General features: G+C 72.1%; 13 protein-coding genes and 1 pseudogene. 3 read left to right on the plus strand and 11 right to left on the minus strand.

What is annotated here, in order from left to right:
• Positions 1-141: 141 nt before the first annotated feature.
• From ACFXPK_RS14145 to ACFXPK_RS14180, 8 genes and pseudogenes are all read right to left on the minus strand, one after another.
• Positions 142-678 carry an arginine repressor gene (locus ACFXPK_RS14145; protein WP_384990833.1) on the minus strand — a complete coding sequence of 179 codons (537 nt, stop codon included), beginning with the start codon at positions 676-678 and terminating at the stop codon, positions 142-144.
• A gap of 17 nt (positions 679-695) precedes the next feature.
• Positions 696-1,889: an acetylornithine transaminase gene (locus ACFXPK_RS14150; RefSeq protein WP_385075067.1), complete on the minus strand. Its 1,194-nt coding sequence runs from the start codon at positions 1,887-1,889 to the stop codon at positions 696-698.
• Entirely contained in the window at positions 1,886-2,827 is a 942-nt protein-coding gene (gene argB, locus ACFXPK_RS14155) for an acetylglutamate kinase (protein WP_385075070.1), read from the minus strand. Before argB ends, ACFXPK_RS14150 begins: the two co-directional genes overlap by 4 nt.
• Positions 2,824-3,978, minus strand: a complete 1,155-nt coding sequence (argJ, locus tag ACFXPK_RS14160; protein WP_384990826.1) for a bifunctional glutamate N-acetyltransferase/amino-acid acetyltransferase ArgJ — start codon at positions 3,976-3,978, stop codon at positions 2,824-2,826. The genes argB and argJ overlap by 4 nt, the downstream gene beginning before the upstream one ends.
• The gene (gene argC / locus ACFXPK_RS14165) at positions 3,975-5,003 is read right to left on the minus strand and encodes an N-acetyl-gamma-glutamyl-phosphate reductase (protein WP_385075073.1); all 1,029 of its coding nucleotides are present in this window, start codon (positions 5,001-5,003) and stop codon (positions 3,975-3,977) included. The genes argJ and argC overlap by 4 nt, the downstream gene beginning before the upstream one ends.
• A gap of 200 nt (positions 5,004-5,203) precedes the next feature.
• Positions 5,204-5,389, minus strand: coding sequence for a hypothetical protein (locus tag ACFXPK_RS14170; RefSeq protein ID WP_385075103.1), 186 nt, complete (start codon positions 5,387-5,389; stop codon positions 5,204-5,206).
• A gap of 212 nt (positions 5,390-5,601) precedes the next feature.
• Positions 5,602-5,772: pseudogene (locus ACFXPK_RS14175) on the minus strand (SMI1/KNR4 family protein); the annotation flags it as partial.
• A gap of 77 nt (positions 5,773-5,849) precedes the next feature.
• Complete coding sequence (locus ACFXPK_RS14180; RefSeq protein ID WP_384990792.1) at positions 5,850-6,653, minus strand: class I SAM-dependent methyltransferase; 804 nt, start codon at positions 6,651-6,653, stop codon at positions 5,850-5,852.
• Between the two features lie 186 nt (positions 6,654-6,839).
• Here ACFXPK_RS14180 and ACFXPK_RS14185 point away from each other — a divergent pair, with 186 nt between their 5' ends.
• Positions 6,840-9,059, plus strand: coding sequence for an NADP-dependent isocitrate dehydrogenase (locus ACFXPK_RS14185; RefSeq protein WP_384990788.1), 2,220 nt, complete (start codon positions 6,840-6,842; stop codon positions 9,057-9,059).
• A gap of 134 nt (positions 9,060-9,193) precedes the next feature.
• Here ACFXPK_RS14185 and ACFXPK_RS14190 read toward each other — a convergent pair whose 3' ends face one another.
• A complete protein-coding gene (locus ACFXPK_RS14190; protein WP_385075076.1) occupies positions 9,194-10,069 on the minus strand; it encodes a transferase in 876 nt (291 codons plus the stop codon).
• Positions 10,066-11,331, minus strand: coding sequence for a glycosyltransferase family 4 protein (locus tag ACFXPK_RS14195; protein WP_385075078.1), 1,266 nt, complete (start codon positions 11,329-11,331; stop codon positions 10,066-10,068). The genes ACFXPK_RS14190 and ACFXPK_RS14195 overlap by 4 nt, the downstream gene beginning before the upstream one ends.
• Before the next feature lie 160 nt (positions 11,332-11,491).
• Here ACFXPK_RS14195 and ACFXPK_RS14200 point away from each other — a divergent pair, with 160 nt between their 5' ends.
• The gene (locus tag ACFXPK_RS14200) at positions 11,492-11,683 is read left to right on the plus strand and encodes a DUF1059 domain-containing protein (protein WP_384990783.1); all 192 of its coding nucleotides are present in this window, start codon (positions 11,492-11,494) and stop codon (positions 11,681-11,683) included.
• A 52-nt stretch (positions 11,684-11,735) separates the two neighbouring features.
• Here ACFXPK_RS14200 and ACFXPK_RS14205 read toward each other — a convergent pair whose 3' ends face one another.
• A complete protein-coding gene (locus ACFXPK_RS14205) occupies positions 11,736-12,512 on the minus strand; it encodes a VOC family protein (protein WP_384990781.1) in 777 nt (258 codons plus the stop codon).
• A 162-nt stretch (positions 12,513-12,674) separates the two neighbouring features.
• Between ACFXPK_RS14205 and recQ the strand changes: the two genes are divergently transcribed.
• Complete coding sequence (recQ, locus tag ACFXPK_RS14210; protein ID WP_384990779.1) at positions 12,675-14,597, plus strand: DNA helicase RecQ; 1,923 nt, start codon at positions 12,675-12,677, stop codon at positions 14,595-14,597.
• Positions 14,598-14,601: the final 4 nt, after the last annotated feature.

Consider the following 14,601-nt stretch of genomic DNA (forward strand, 5'->3'; position numbering starts at 1 on the left):
GGGGGGGGGGGGGGGGGGCCGCGGCGGCCCCCCGCGGCGGGGCGGGGCCGGCGCCCCCCCGCGCCCCCCCCCCACGGCGGCGGGAGAGCGGGACCGGCGGCGCTCAGCGGTCGTTCTGGTCCAGCTCGGGACCGGCGGCGCTCAGCGGTCGTTCTGGGCCAGTTTCAGCAGATGGTCCGCGAGCGCCTGGCCGCCCGCCGGGTCGCGGCTGATCAGCATCAGGGTGTCGTCGCCCGCGATCGTGCCCAGGATGTCGCTCAGTTCGGCCTGGTCGATGGCGGAGGCGAGGAACTGGGCCGCGCCCGGCGGGGTGCGCAGGACCACGAGGTTGGCGGACGCCTCGGCGGAGATGAGGAGTTCACCGGCGAGGCGGCGCATCCGCTCCTCCTTCGCCGACTCCCCCAGCGGGGCGTGCGGGGTGCGGAAGCCGCCCTCGCTGGGAACGGCGTAGATCAGCTCGCCGTTGGTGTTGCGGATCTTGACCGCGCCCAGTTCGTCCAGGTCGCGGGAGAGCGTCGCCTGCGTGACGCTCAGCCCGTCGTCCGCGAGCACTTTCGCCAGTTGGCTCTGGGAGCGCACCGGCTGCCGGTTGAGGATGTCGACGATCCGGCGGTGGCGGGCTGTTCTGGTCTGCGGCACGGACGGCCCGCCGTGCTCTGCTTCCTGGGCGTCGGTCATCGTCGTCTTCTCATTTCTCAGGATCGTCCGTCCCCGTGCGCGTCGTCGAGGATGCCCGGCAGGGCTCCCAGGAACGCGTCCACCTCGCTGTCGCCGATGATCAGGGGAGGCATCAGCCGTACGACGTCGGGGGCGGGGGCGTTCACCAGGAAACCGGCACCCTGGGCCGCCTGTTGCACCGTCGGCGCGAGCGGCCCGGTGAGCACGATACCCAGCAGCAGTCCCGAGCCGCGGACGTGGGAGACGAGCGGGTGGCCCAGACCCTCGACCCCGTCGCGCAGTTTCTCGCCGAGCCGCTTCACCTCGTCGAGGCGGCCCTCGGCCGCGAGCGTGTCCAGGACGGCGAGCCCGGCGGCGCAGGCGACCGGGTTGCCGCCGAACGTCGTACCGTGCTGGCCGGGCCCCAGCAGGTCGGCCGCGTCACCGAAGGCGACGGCCGCGCCGAGCGGCAGACCGCCGCCGAGCCCCTTGGCGAGGGTGACCACATCGGGTTCGACGCCCTGGTGCGCCTGGTGCTCGAACCAGGCGCCGGTGCGGCCGACGCCCGTCTGCACCTCGTCGAGGACCAGCAGGGTGCCGGTGGCGCGGGTGATCTCCCGGGCGGCCTCCAGATAGCCCTTGGGCGGGACGACCACGCCGTTCTCGCCCTGGATCGGCTCGATGATCACGAGCGCCGTCTCCTCGGTGACCGCGGCGCGCAGCGCGTCGGCGTCTCCGTACGGTACGTGCGTGACCTCGCCGGGCAGCGGCAGGAAGGGGGTCTGCTTCGCGGGCTGGCCGGTGAGCGCCAGGGCGCCCATGGTCCGGCCGTGGAAGCCGCCGTCGGTGGCGACCATGTGGGTACGGCCCGTCAGCCGGCCGATCTTGAAGGCGGCCTCGTTGGCCTCGGCGCCGGAGTTGCAGAAGAACACCCGGCCCGGCCGGCCGAAGAGCTGGATCAGCCGCTCGGCGAGGGCGACGGGCGGCTCGGCGACGTAGAGGTTGGAGACATGGCCGAGGGCGGCGATCTGGCGGGAGACGGCCTCGACGACCGCGGGGTGTCCGTGGCCGAGCGCGTTCACCGCGATGCCGCCGACGAAGTCGGTGTACTCGGTGCCGTCGGCGTCCCGGACGCGGGCGCCCTCGCCGTGGACGAGGGCGAGCCCCGGAGTTCCGTAGTTGTCGGCCATGACGCCCTGCCAGCGCCGGGTCAGCTCCTGGTTGCCGGTCACTTCGCTCCCTTTCCCTCGGCGGGTGCCGGTACGGTCACCGGCGTGGTCCCCGGGGCGTCGGGCACGACCATGGTGCCGATGCCCTCGTCGGTGAAGATCTCCAGCAGGATCGAGTGCGGGACCCTGCCGTCGAGCACGCGTGCCGTGGTGACGCCGTTGCGCACGGCGAACAGGCACCCCTGCATCTTGGGCACCATGCCGCTGGACAGCTCGGGCAGCAGTGTCTCCAGCTGGGTGGCGGTGAGCCTGCTGATCACGTCGTCGCTGTTCGGCCAGTCCTCGTACAGGCCCTCCACGTCGGTGAGGACCATCAGTGTCTCGGCGCCGAGCGCGGCGGCGAGCGCGGCGGCGGCGGTGTCGGCGTTGACGTTGTAGACCTGGCCGTCGTCGGCGCCGCGCGCCACGGAGGAGATGACCGGGATCCGGCCGTCGCCGAGCAGCGCCTCGATGGCGCCGGTGTCGATCGCGGTGATCTCACCGACCCGGCCGATGTCGACCAGCTCGCCGTCGATGAGCGGGCGGTGCTTGACGGCGGAGATGGTGTGGGCGTCCTCGCCGGTCATGCCGACGGCGAGCGGGCCGTGCTGGTTGAGCAGGCCGACCAGCTCGCGCTGCACCTGCCCGGCGAGGACCATCCGTACGACGTCCATCGCCTCGGGCGTGGTGACGCGCAGACCGGCCTTGAACTCGCTGACCAGGCCGTGCCGGTCCAGCTCGGCGCTGATCTGGGGGCCGCCGCCGTGCACGACGACCGGCTTGAGCCCGGACTGCCGCAGGAAGACGACGTCCTGGGCGAAGGCGGCCTTCAGGTCCTCGTCGACCATGGCGTTGCCGCCGAACTTGATGACGACGGTCTTCCCGTGGTGCCGGGTGAGCCAGGGCAGCGCCTCGATGAGGATCCGCGCCTTGGGGAGCGCGGTGTGCTTGCGGGCGCTCATGAGCTGTACGCGCTGTTCTCGTGGACGTACTCGGCGGTGAGGTCGTTGGCCCAGATGACGGCCGTCTCCGTACCGGCGGACAGGTCGGCGGTGATACGGACCTCGCGGTAGCGCATGTCGACCAGGTCGCGGTCCTCGCCGACGGAGCCGTTCTTGCAGACCCAGACGTCGTTGATGGCGACGTTGAGCCGGTCGGGCTCGAAGGCGGCGCCGGTCGTGCCGATCGCGGAGAGCACCCGGCCCCAGTTGGGGTCCTCGCCGTGGATGGCGCACTTGAGGAGGTTGTTGCGGGCGATGGAGCGGCCCACCTCGACGGCGTCGTCCTCGGTCGCGGCGTTGACCACCTCGATACGGATGTCCTTGGAGGCGCCCTCGGCGTCCCCGATGAGCTGCCGTGCCAGGTCGGCGCAGACCGTGCGGACGGCCTCCGCGAACACGTCGTACGCGGGGGTGGTCCCGGAAGCGCCGGAGGCGAGCAGCAGCACGGTGTCGTTGGTGGACATGCAGCCGTCGGAGTCGACGCGGTCGAAGGTGGTACGGGTGGCGGCGCGCAGCGCGGTGTCCAGCGCGTCCGTCTCGACGTCGGCGTCGGTGGTGAGGACGACGAGCATGGTGGCGAGGCCGGGGGCGAGCATGCCCGCGCCCTTGGCCATGCCGCCGACGGTCCAGCCCTCGCCGCCGGCGACCGCCGTCTTGTGGACGGTGTCGGTGGTCTTGATGGCGATGGCGGCCTTCTCGCCGCCGTGCGCGGAGAGGGCGGCGGCGGCCGTGCCGATGCCGGGCAGCAGCTTGTCCATGGGCAGAGTGACGCCGATGAGACCGGTGGAGGCGACGGCGATCTCGCCGGCGCTGTGACCGGTCAGGACCTCGGCGGCGTGCTCGGCGGTGGCGTGGGTGTCCTGGAAGCCCTTCGGGCCCGTACAGGCGTTGGCCCCGCCGGAGTTGAGGACGACGGCGGAGACGGTGCCGCCCTTGAGGACCTGCTCGGACCAGAGGACCGGGGCGGCCTTGACGCGGTTGGAGGTGAAGACGCCCGCGGCGGCGCGGCGCGGGCCCTCGTTGACCACGAGGGCCAGGTCGGGTCCGCCGTTCTCCTTGATCCCGGCGGCGATGCCCGCCGCCGTGAATCCCTTAGCTGCCGTGACGCTCACGGTGCCACTCCGATCGTGGTCAGTCCGGTGGACTCGGGGAGTCCGAGGGCGATGTTCATGCTCTGCACCGCGCCGCCCGCGGTGCCCTTGGTGAGGTTGTCGATGGCGCTGACGGCGATGACGCGCCCGGCGGCCTCGTCGAGGGCGACCTGGATCTGGGTGGCGTTGGAGCCGTACACGGAGGCGGTGGCGGGCCACCGGCCCTCGGGCAGGAGGTGTACGAAGGGCTCGTCGGCGTACGCCTTCTCGTACGCGGCGCGCACGTCCTGGGCGGTGGTGCCGGAGGTCGCCTTCGCGGAGCAGGTGGCGAGGATGCCGCGCGGCATCGGGGCGAGGGTGGGGGTGAAGGAGACGGTGACCCGCTCGCCCGCGGCGGCGCTGAGGTTCTGGATCATCTCGGGGGTGTGCCGGTGGCCGCCGCCGACGCCGTACGGGGTCATGGAGCCCATGACCTCGGAGCCGAGCAGATGCGGCTTGGCGGCCTTGCCGGCGCCCGAGGTGCCGGAGGCGGCGGTGATCACGGCTTCCGGCTCGACGAGTCCGGCGGCGTACGCGGGGAAGAGCGCGAGCGAGACGGCGGTGGGGTAGCAGCCGGGCACCGCGACGCGCTTGGCCCCCTCCAGTGCGGCGCGGGCGCCCGGCAGCTCCGGGAGGCCGTACGGCCAGGTCCCGGCGTGCGCGGACCCGTAGAACCGCTCCCAGTCGGCGGCGTCCTGGAGCCGGAAGTCGGCGCCCATGTCGATGACGAGGACGTCGTCCCCGAGCCGCTCGGCGACGGCGGCGGACTGTCCGTGCGGCAGGGCGAGGAACACCACGTCGTGACCTGCGAGAACCTCGGTGGTGGTGGGGGCGAGGACCCGCTCGGCCAGCGGAAGCAGATGCGGCTGGAGCCCGCCGAGCCGCTGTCCCGCGTTGGAGTTCCCGGTGAGGGCTCCGATCTCGATCCCGGGATGGTTGAGGAGCAGACGGAGCAGTTCTCCGCCCGCGTATCCGCTCGCTCCTGCCACCGCTGCACGTACAGCCATCGAAATGCCCTCCTCAGTGATGGCATGACTATACGTAGCGATGCAGTTTTATGCAATGAGATGTCTCCGGCGACCGGACGGTCCGCCCGGACACGGTCCGCCTCGACTTCGAGCATGGCGGCGGGTGCGCCCGGCACATCTCGGACCCTCCGGCCGTGACGGGCGCGCATCCGGTCGGGGCCGACGCGGGATCCTTTCCTTCACGACCAGACGAGTCGCCCTCCGGCGACCTCGCAGACCGGATGGTTCCGATCGGCGATCTTCGTCAGCGTCTCCGCCACGGAGTCGAAATAGTGGGCCAGTGATTCGTACTCACCTGTGACCGTGATCTCACCCACGAACCACCTGCCGATACGCCCGTCCCGCACGTCGACGAACTTTCCCATCCAGCCGTCCTGGTCCGACAGGAAAGGGATCCATTCATTGCGCCAGAACGGATTGTCCGGCTGGTCCGAGGGTCGAATCCACCGGGCCTGGAGCGGTTCGTATAGAGCGCCTCCATCGCCCGGACTCCCAGAAAGAAGCTTCCCTCGTCCGGGAATCCGGCGAAGCCGCAACATGCCACGTCGTCGTCCACATCTTCCTCAGGAAGATCCAGACTGTTCCGCAGCAACCACGCCCGCAGATCCTGGGGGAGGGGGATACCCATCCGTTCCTCGGCGGCCGCGAGCATCTGTTCCGTAGCGGGCCCGGGCAGATCCGCGTGATCGGCCGGCGCGTGCCGCCGGAGAAGACTCATCACGCGGGACCAGCTCTCCACCACACTCATTTCCCTCTGTCCTTTCGCAGCGATGCCCCGTACGACCGCGCCGGCCGCGCGACGGCGGTCGGGCGGACGCGGGAGGTTCACGGGCGGCGGCCCCACGCGGAGACCATCGGGGCGGTGGCCAGGTCGAGGCGTCCGGCGGTGACGTTCGCGAGGTGCCGGTCGATCTCCTCGTCCGTGGCGAGTCCTTCCGCGACCAGAAGGCCGCGGATCTGCCGTACGGTCGCGGCCTCCAGGACGGCGCACGCCGGCGAGGTGACCGGGAAGTACGCGTCGGCCCGTACGCCGTCCAGACCGGCCTCCCGCAGCAGCCTGGGCAGGGTCCGCCCGTACGCGAGGTCCGCGCCGCGCGCCGCCATCAGGGCGCGGAACCCGGAGCGCAGCCGGTTGGCGAGCCGCTGTTCGGGGCCCGCCTCGTCCGGGCACAGCAGCGGCTGGAGCCCCGGGTCGGCGTCCTCCAGGAGCAGCGCGCCGCCGGGGCGCAGCGCCCGGACCATCCGGCGCAGGGCCTCGGCGCGGTCGGTGACGTGCACGAGGACCAGCCGCGCGTGGACGAGGTCGAAGGCGCCGGGCGGGGGCGGTTCCGCCGCCACGTCGTGACGGATCACCTCGATGACGCCGCCGGCGACCTCCCGGGTCCAGGAGACGTCGAGGTCGGTGGCGACCACCGCTCCCCCGGGGCCGACGCGTTCGGCCAGCCCGAGGGGTACGGAGGGGCCGCCGGCGCCCACCTCCCAGCAGCGCATGCCGGCCGTGATCCCGAGCCGGTCGACATGGCGGAAGGTCACCGGGTCGAACAGCTCGCTCAGGGCTCCGAACCGGATCCCCGCCTCCGACCGGCGGTTGTCCAGCAGATAGCCGTGGTCCGTGCCGTGCTCAGCCATATGGCGATTCTGGCAGAGGGGCCGGCCTGTTCCGGGTGGTCCGAGGCACTGACCTGGGCCTCGGAGGCGGAAGCCGGGGCCAAGGGACGCGGAAGCCGGGGCCCTGTGCCCCGGAGGGGGGTCAGGAGATATCTTGATGTCGAGCAATGTTGCAGACGTATGTTGCAGACGTGGAGCGGAGCACCGGTGACTGACTCGACCATCATCTATACGCACACCGACGAGGCCCCGGCCCTGGCGACGTATTCGTTCCTGCCCGTGATCGAGGCGTACGCCTCGACGGCCGGTGTCTCGGTGGAAACCCGTGACATCTCGCTGGCCGGACGGATCATCGCGGGCTTCCCCGAGTGGCTCCAGGACGACCAGCGGATCGATGACGCGCTCGCCGAGCTGGGCGAGCTGGCCAGGACTCCTGAGGCCAACATCATCAAGCTGCCGAACATCTCGGCGTCGATCCCGCAGCTCAAGGCCGCGATCGCGGAGCTTCAGGGGCAGGGGTACGCGCTGCCGGACTACCCGGACGACCCCAAGTCCGACCAGGACAAGGACGTCCGTGCGCGCTACGACAAGGTGAAGGGCAGCGCCGTCAACCCGGTGCTGCGCGAGGGCAACTCCGACCGCCGCGCCCCCGCCTCCGTCAAGAACTACGCCAAGGCGCACCCGCACCGCATGGGCGCCTGGTCGGCCGACTCGAAGACGAACGTGGCGACCATGGGCGCCGACGACTTCCGCTCCACGGAGAAGTCCGCGGTCGTCACCGAGGCCGGTTCGCTCCGTATCGAGCTGGTGGGCGAGGACGGCTCCACCACCGTGCTGCGCGAGTCCGTACCGGTCCTCGCCGGTGAGGTCGTGGACGCGTCCGTGCTGCGGGTCGCGGCGCTGCGCGCGTTCGTCACGGCGCAGATCGCCCGCGCCAAGGCCGAGGGCGTGCTCTTCTCCGTGCACCTGAAGGCCACGATGATGAAGGTCTCCGACCCGATCATCTTCGGCCATGTCGTACGGGCCTTCTTCCCGAAGACGTTCGCCGCGCACGGCGCCACGCTCGCCGCGGCGGGCCTCACCCCGAACGACGGTCTCGGCGGCATCCTCAAGGGCCTGGAGTCGCTGCCCGGGGGCGCGGAGATCGCGGCGTCCTTCACCGCCGAGCTGGCCGAGGGCCCCGCGCTCGCGATGGTCGACTCCGACCGCGGCATCACCAACCTGCACGTGCCGAGCGATGTCATCGTCGACGCCTCCATGCCGGCCATGATCCGCACCTCCGGCCACATGTGGGACCCGGCCGGCGCCGAGGCCGACACGATCGCCGTCCTGCCGGACAGCAGCTACGCCGGGATCTACCAGGTCGTCATCGACGACTGCCGCGCCAACGGCGCCTTCGACCCGTCCACGATGGGTTCCGTGCCCAACGTCGGTCTGATGGCGCAGAAGGCCGAGGAGTACGGCAGCCACGACAAGACCTTCGAGATCGCCGCCGCGGGCACCGTCCGCGTCGTGAACGAGGCCGGCGAGGCCGTGCTGGAGCAGCCGGTGAACGCCGGTGACATCTTCCGCATGTGCCAGACCAAGGACCTGCCGATCCAGGACTGGGTCAAGCTCGCCGTCACCCGCGCCCGCGCGACCGGGAACCCGGCCGTGTTCTGGCTGGACGAGGGGCGCGCGCACGACGCGAACCTCATCGAGAAGGTCAAGGCGTACCTGCCGGAGCACGACACCGACGGGCTCGACATCAGGATCATGGCGCCGGTCGAGGCGATCGCGTTCTCGCTGGAGCGCATCCGCCGCGGCGAGGACACCATCTCCGTCACCGGCAACGTGCTGCGCGACTACCTGACCGACCTGTTCCCCATCCTGGAGCTGGGCACCAGCGCCAAGATGCTCTCGGTCGTCCCGCTGATGAACGGCGGCGGGCTCTTCGAGACCGGCGCCGGCGGCTCCGCGCCCAAGCACGTGCAGCAGCTCGTGCGCGAGAACTACCTGCGCTGGGACAGCCTGGGCGAGTTCCTGGCCCTCGCCGTCAGCTTCGAGCACCTGGCGCAGACCACGGACAACCCGCGCGCCCAGGTCCTCGCCGACACCCTCGACCGCGCGACCGGCTCCTTCCTCAACGAGGACAAGTCGCCCAGCCGCAAGGTCGGCGGTATCGACAACCGCGGCAGCCACTTCTACCTGGCGCTGTACTGGGCCCAGGAGCTGGCGAAGCAGACGGAGGACGCGCAGCTCGCCGAGGCGTTCGGCGCGCTCGCCAAGACGCTGACCGAGCAGGAGGGCACGATCGTCGACGAGCTGATCGCCGTACAGGGATCGGCCGCCGAGATCGGCGGGTACTACCGGCCCGACGCGGAGAAGGCCACGGCGGTCATGCGCCCGTCGAAGACCTTCAACCAGGCGATCGCCACCCTCGGCTGACGCCTTCCCCTCGCTCCACGGCACCGCCCCGCCCCGGCCCGGCTCACCCGCCCGGCCGGGGCGGTCGTGTACGCGGGCGGTCCCGCCGGCCGGACCGGGCGGAACAGCGGCCGTTCTGAAGGGTCCGGGGGGTACTACCCGCCCGTCACCTCCACGGAGAGGTCGTTGTCGAGCGTGTAGTACGGCCGTACGGTCGCGCCGCCGAGCGTGACGGCCGTGTAGACGAAGATCTTCTTGCGGTCCGCGACATCGTCCAGCAGCCGGCCCATCCGTACCGGCGGACCGCCTCCGGCGCGCTCCACGTAGAGGTCCCACACCTCCTGGCCCGAGCCGCACGCGTTCAGCAGCTCCCGGTAGTCGACGGTGAAGGAGAACTCCCCGCCGTCCCGGCCGCCCTCCGCGCGGGGCGCGAGCCGCAGGGACACGCCGTCTCCGCCCCGGCGGCGCAGCAGGACCGTGGCCCCGGCCGCGGGACCGACGCCGTGGAGCCGCGCCCGTACGGTCAGGGTGTGGCCCGCGACACGGACCTCGCCCGCCTCGGCGTGGCCGGTCCGCAGCCAGGTCCTGACGGCGAGGAAGCGGTCCGCCGTGGCGTACGGGATACGGACGGCCAGCGGTGCGCCGGCCGGTTGCGCGGGGCTCCCGGCCACCAGCGCGCGCAGGTCCCGCAGCCCCGGGAGCAGCCGCTGCCGCGCCTCCGGACCGTCGTCGGAGGCGGGGACGACGTAGCAGTCCCAGCGGCCCTCGGCGAGCACCGGCTCCGGGTCCAGGACGGCGCGCAGCCGGTCGGGGCCCGCCGGTTCCAGGTCGAGGAGGTGCCGTACCGTCTCGGGCTGCCCCTTCCTCGGGCGCAGCCGCAGCAGCAGCCGGGGGCGCGCGCCGTCGGGCACCGTCAGACGGACGTTCCAGATGATCCGGCCCGAGGCGTCGACCGTGCAGTCCGCGCGGGGCCGCTCGACCGGCGGGGCGGGCCGGGGCCCGGCGGGCGGGACGTGGTCCGTCATGCTCATCGGCCTGCCTTCCGTACGGTCCTGAGGGCCGCGCCCGCCATGACGCGGGCGCTGTCCCTGGCCGCGTGACCGCCGCTGATCAGCGCGCGGACCGGACCGCCCCCGGGCGGGTCCGCCGGTCCCTCGCCCCGGCGCGCGGCGGCGAGGCCGTCGAGCAGCCGCTCGGCCTGCGCCACGACGGGGCCGGGGGCGTAGCGACGGGAGTTCTCCAGCGCGGCGCGGCCCATCCGGCGGCGTCGCTCGTCGTCGCCGACGAGTGCGAGGAGCGCGGCGGCCAGGGCGTCCCGGTCGCCGACCGGCACCAGCGTCCCGTCGACGCCGTCCCGGATGATCTCGGCGGGGCCGTAGGGGCAGTCGGTGGCGACGACGGGCAGGCCGCAGCGCATCGCCTCGACGATGGTCATGCCGAACGGTTCGAAGTTGGAGGCCATCACGCCGATGGAGCCCTTGACCCACTCGGCCTCCATGGGGGTGGCCGAGCCCATCAGGAAAACGTTGTCGTGCAGTGCGAGCCGGTCGATGAGCGCGCGCAGCCGGGCCTGTTCCTCGCCGCCGCCGTAGACGCGCAGCCGCCAGTCGGGGTGGCGGGCCGCGACCTGGGCGAAGGCTTCGATGATCAGGTCGTACCGCTTGACGGGGACGAGCCGGCCCGCGGCGACCACGACGCGGGCGTCCCCGTCGGCCGGTGGCAGGTCCGGGTCGGGGACGCTGTTGGGCAGCGCCTCCACCCTGACCCCCGGCAGCCGCATCTTGCGCCGGTAGGAGTCGGCGTCGGCCTCGGTGACGGTGGTCAGCGCGTCGAGCCGGGGGTAGGCGCGGCGCAGGGCGTTCCGCAGCCGGGGCGAGTGGTTGTCCAGCGTCAGGTGTTCCTGCCCGATCCGCAGGGTGCGTTCGGGGGCCTGGAGCGCGATGTGGACGTTGAGCCCGGGGCGGGTACCGATCACGGCGTCGGAGTCCAGCTCCGCCAGGCAGGCGCCTATTCGCTCGTCGGTCAGCTCGCTGTACTGCCCGTAGCGGTACTCGGAGGACGGGTAGGTCGTGGCGGGGCGCGTGTACGCGGGGTCCTCGCGCTCGGTGCGGAGGTCGACGAGGGGGCGCAGGGTGACCCGCGGGTCCGGTGTGAGGTTCGGGTCCTCACGGTGCCGGAACACGGAGATGATCTCCACCTCGTGCCGGTCGGCGAGCGAACGGGCCAGGTTGTACGTGGTCGTGATGGTCCCTCCGATCCCGTAGGCGTTGTGGATGAGGAAAGAGATCTTCATACGCGTGAAGACTGGTTTCGCGGGATATCGGTTGTGCGCGTTGCCGCTTCGTTTGCCGTCCGTTCACTTCCCGTGACGCGTGCGGACACCGGCGTACCCGCCGGCCTCGGGAAGCGCCGTCCCCGGGGCCGGGCGGATACTGGAGGGGAGGAGGTGCGTCATGCGCAAGGTCGCCGACTGCCGGGATTTCCCGAGCGAGACGCAGTGCTCGCTCGCCATCACCGGCGAGGAGGACGAGGTGGTCCGCGCCGCCAGCGAGCACGCCGTCTCCGTGCACGGTCACGAGGACAGCCCCGAGCTGCGGCAGCAGATCCGGACGGCGCTGAAGGACGAGGTCCCCCAGCACGCCTGACCGGACCGGCCGTCCCCCCGTCCGCGCCACATCCCCGATCCGGGGCCCGCGGTCAGCTCACCGGAGCGGCCGAGGGCCTCGCCCCTGCCACGAACAGCGCCCCGAACGGGTCGGTGATCTCCGCGGTCCGCCCGTAGATCATGTCCTCGGGATCCTTGGCGGTACCGCCCGCCGCCCGTGCGCCCCGTACCGCGGCGTCGGTGTCCGCGACCTCGAAGAGGGTGCCCCAGGCGGCGCCGGTGGCGCCGGGAACGCCCAGGATGCCGCCGATCTCGTGGCCGTCGGGGCGGCGCAGGAAGGTGAAGTCGGCGTCGGCCATGTCCTCGTTGCCGTCCAGCGTGAAGTCGAAGACCTTCGTGTAGAAGTCCCGTACGGGCGCGGGGTCCGGGGTCGTCAGGTCGTTACGGAGCAGGCTCCCCGGCTCGTTGACGAGTTCGCAGCCGAGCAGCACACCGCCCTGCCAGAGGCCGAACGGGGCGCCGCCCGGGTCGACCGCGAAGGCCGCCCTGCCCTGGTCCCCCTTGTCCAGCGGGCCCTCGGTGATCGTGCCGCCCGCCTCCGTGATCCGGCGCGCGGTGGCGTCGCAGTCGTCGGTGGCGAAGTGGACGCGCCAGTGGGCCGGCTCCGGCGAGGCCGGCGCGGGGACCGGGCGCAGTCCGGCGACGCGGCTGCCGCGCAGCAGCGCGAAGACGTATCCGCCGGGGCCCGGCGCGCTGAACCGCCAGCCGAAGACGGCTCCGTAGAACTCCTGGGCCTTCTCCATGTCCGTGACGTCGAGGTCGATCCACGTGGGCGTGCCGAGGGGCTGGTTGGTCGTGAGCTGGCTCATCATGGGCTCCTTCTGCCGTGCTGTCCGCCTGTGGCTCCGACGCTAGATCGCGTACAGGACAGAACGTGTCCTACATCCCGCGCGGCCGGTCCGGGCGCCCGGATCGGGTGGATCCGCCGGTTCCGGCCCGGGTCTGTCGGTGGGGGCTCGTAGAATCGGCGGATGAGCGCTCCCGATTCCGCCACCGTTCCCGAGACAGGCACCGAGACCCCCGCGGGGGCGGACCCCGCGACGGATCCGGGGAGCGGCGCGACCGGCGGCCCGCAGGGGGGTGAGGCGCTGGAGGTGCTGCGCCGCGTCTTCGGTTACGACTCCTTCCGCGGCAGCCAGCAGGAGATCATCGAGCATGTGGTGTCCGGCGGCGACGCGCTGGTCCTCATGCCGACCGGCGGCGGGAAGTCGCTCTGCTACCAGATCCCGGCCCTGGTCAGGAAGGGCGTCGGGGTCGTGGTGTCGCCGCTGATCGCGCTCATGCAGGACCAGGTCGACGCGTTGCGGGCGCTCGGTGTGCGGGCCGGGTTCCTCAATTCCACGCAGGACTTCGAGGAGCGGCGCCTCGTGGAGGCCGAGTTCCTCGCCGGTGAGCTGGATCTGCTCTATCTCGCGCCGGAGCGGCTGCGGGTCGAGGCGACCGTACGGCTGCTGGAGCGCGGCACGATCTCCCTCTTCGCCATCGACGAGGCGCACTGCGTCGCCCAGTGGGGCCACGACTTCCGCCCCGACTACCTCGCCCTCTCCTCCCTCCACGAGCGCTGGCCCGACGTGCCCCGGATCGCGCTGACCGCGACGGCGACGGAGGCCACGCACACGGAGATCGCCTCCCGGCTGAAGCTCCAGGACGCCCGGCACTTCGTCGCGAGTTTCGACCGGCCCAACATCCAGTACCGGATCGCGCCGAAGAACGACCCCAAGCGCCAGCTCCTCCAGCTTCTGCGCGCCGAGCACGAGGGGGACGCGGGGATCGTCTACTGCCTCTCGCGGGCGTCGGTGGAGAAGACCGCCGAGTTCCTGGTGAAGAACGGGATCGCGGCCCTGCCGTACCACGCGGGGCTCGACACCCGGACGCGGGCGGAGAACCAGTCGCGCTTCCTGCGGGAGGAGGGGCTGGTGATGGTCGCGACGATCGCCTTCGGCATGGGCATCGACAAGCCGGACGTCCGCTTCGTCGCCCATCTCGACCTGCCGAAGTCCGTGGAGGGGTACTACCAGGAGACCGGGCGCGCCGGGCGGGACGGCCTGCCGTCCACGGCGTGGCTGGCGTACGGGCTCCAGGACGTGGTCCAGCAGCGGAAGATGATCGACACCTCGGAGGGCGACGAGGCGCACCGGCGCCGGCTCGGCGCGCACGTGGACGCGATGCTGGCGCTGTGCGAGACGGTCGAGTGCCGCCGGGTGCGGCTGCTCGCGTACTTCGGTCAGAAGTCCACCGCGTGCGGCAACTGCGACACGTGTCTGACGCCCGCCGAGTCCTGGGACGGCACGGTCCCCGCGCAGAAACTGCTGTCGACGGTCGTCCGGCTGAAGCGCGAGCGCAACCAGAAGTTCGGCGCCGGGCAGATCACCGACATCCTGCTGGGGAAGAAGACCGCCAAGGTCATCCAGTTCGACCATGACGCGCTGAGCGTCTTCGGTATCGGTTCGGAGCTGCGCGAGGCCGAATGGCGCGGGGTGGCGCGGCAGTTGCTGGCGCAGGGGCTGATCGCCGTGGAGGGCGACTACGGGACGCTGGTGCTGACGGAGGAGAGCGCCGAGGTGCTGGGCGGCCGGCGGCCGGTCATGCTGCGGCGCGAGCCCGAGAAGGCGGCGCGGCCCGCGCGCGCGGAGAAGTCGTCCAAGCAGCGTTCGGCGCCGGTGGATCTGCCGGAGGAGACCGTGCCGGTCTTCGAGTCGCTGCGCGCCTGGCGGGCGGCCTCGGCGAAGGAGCAGGGCGTGCCCGCGTACGTCATCTTCCACGACGCGACGCTGCGCGAGATCGCGCTCCTGGCGCCGTCGACGCTGGCGGAGCTGGGGACGGTGACCGGGGTCGGCGAGAACAAGCTGGCGAAGTACGGGGAGCAGATCCTGGAGACGCTGGGGACGGAGTGAACGG

The organism is Streptomyces sp. NPDC059142 (assembly GCF_042755665.1).
In the GTDB taxonomy this organism is placed as follows: domain Bacteria; phylum Actinomycetota; class Actinomycetes; order Streptomycetales; family Streptomycetaceae; genus Streptomyces.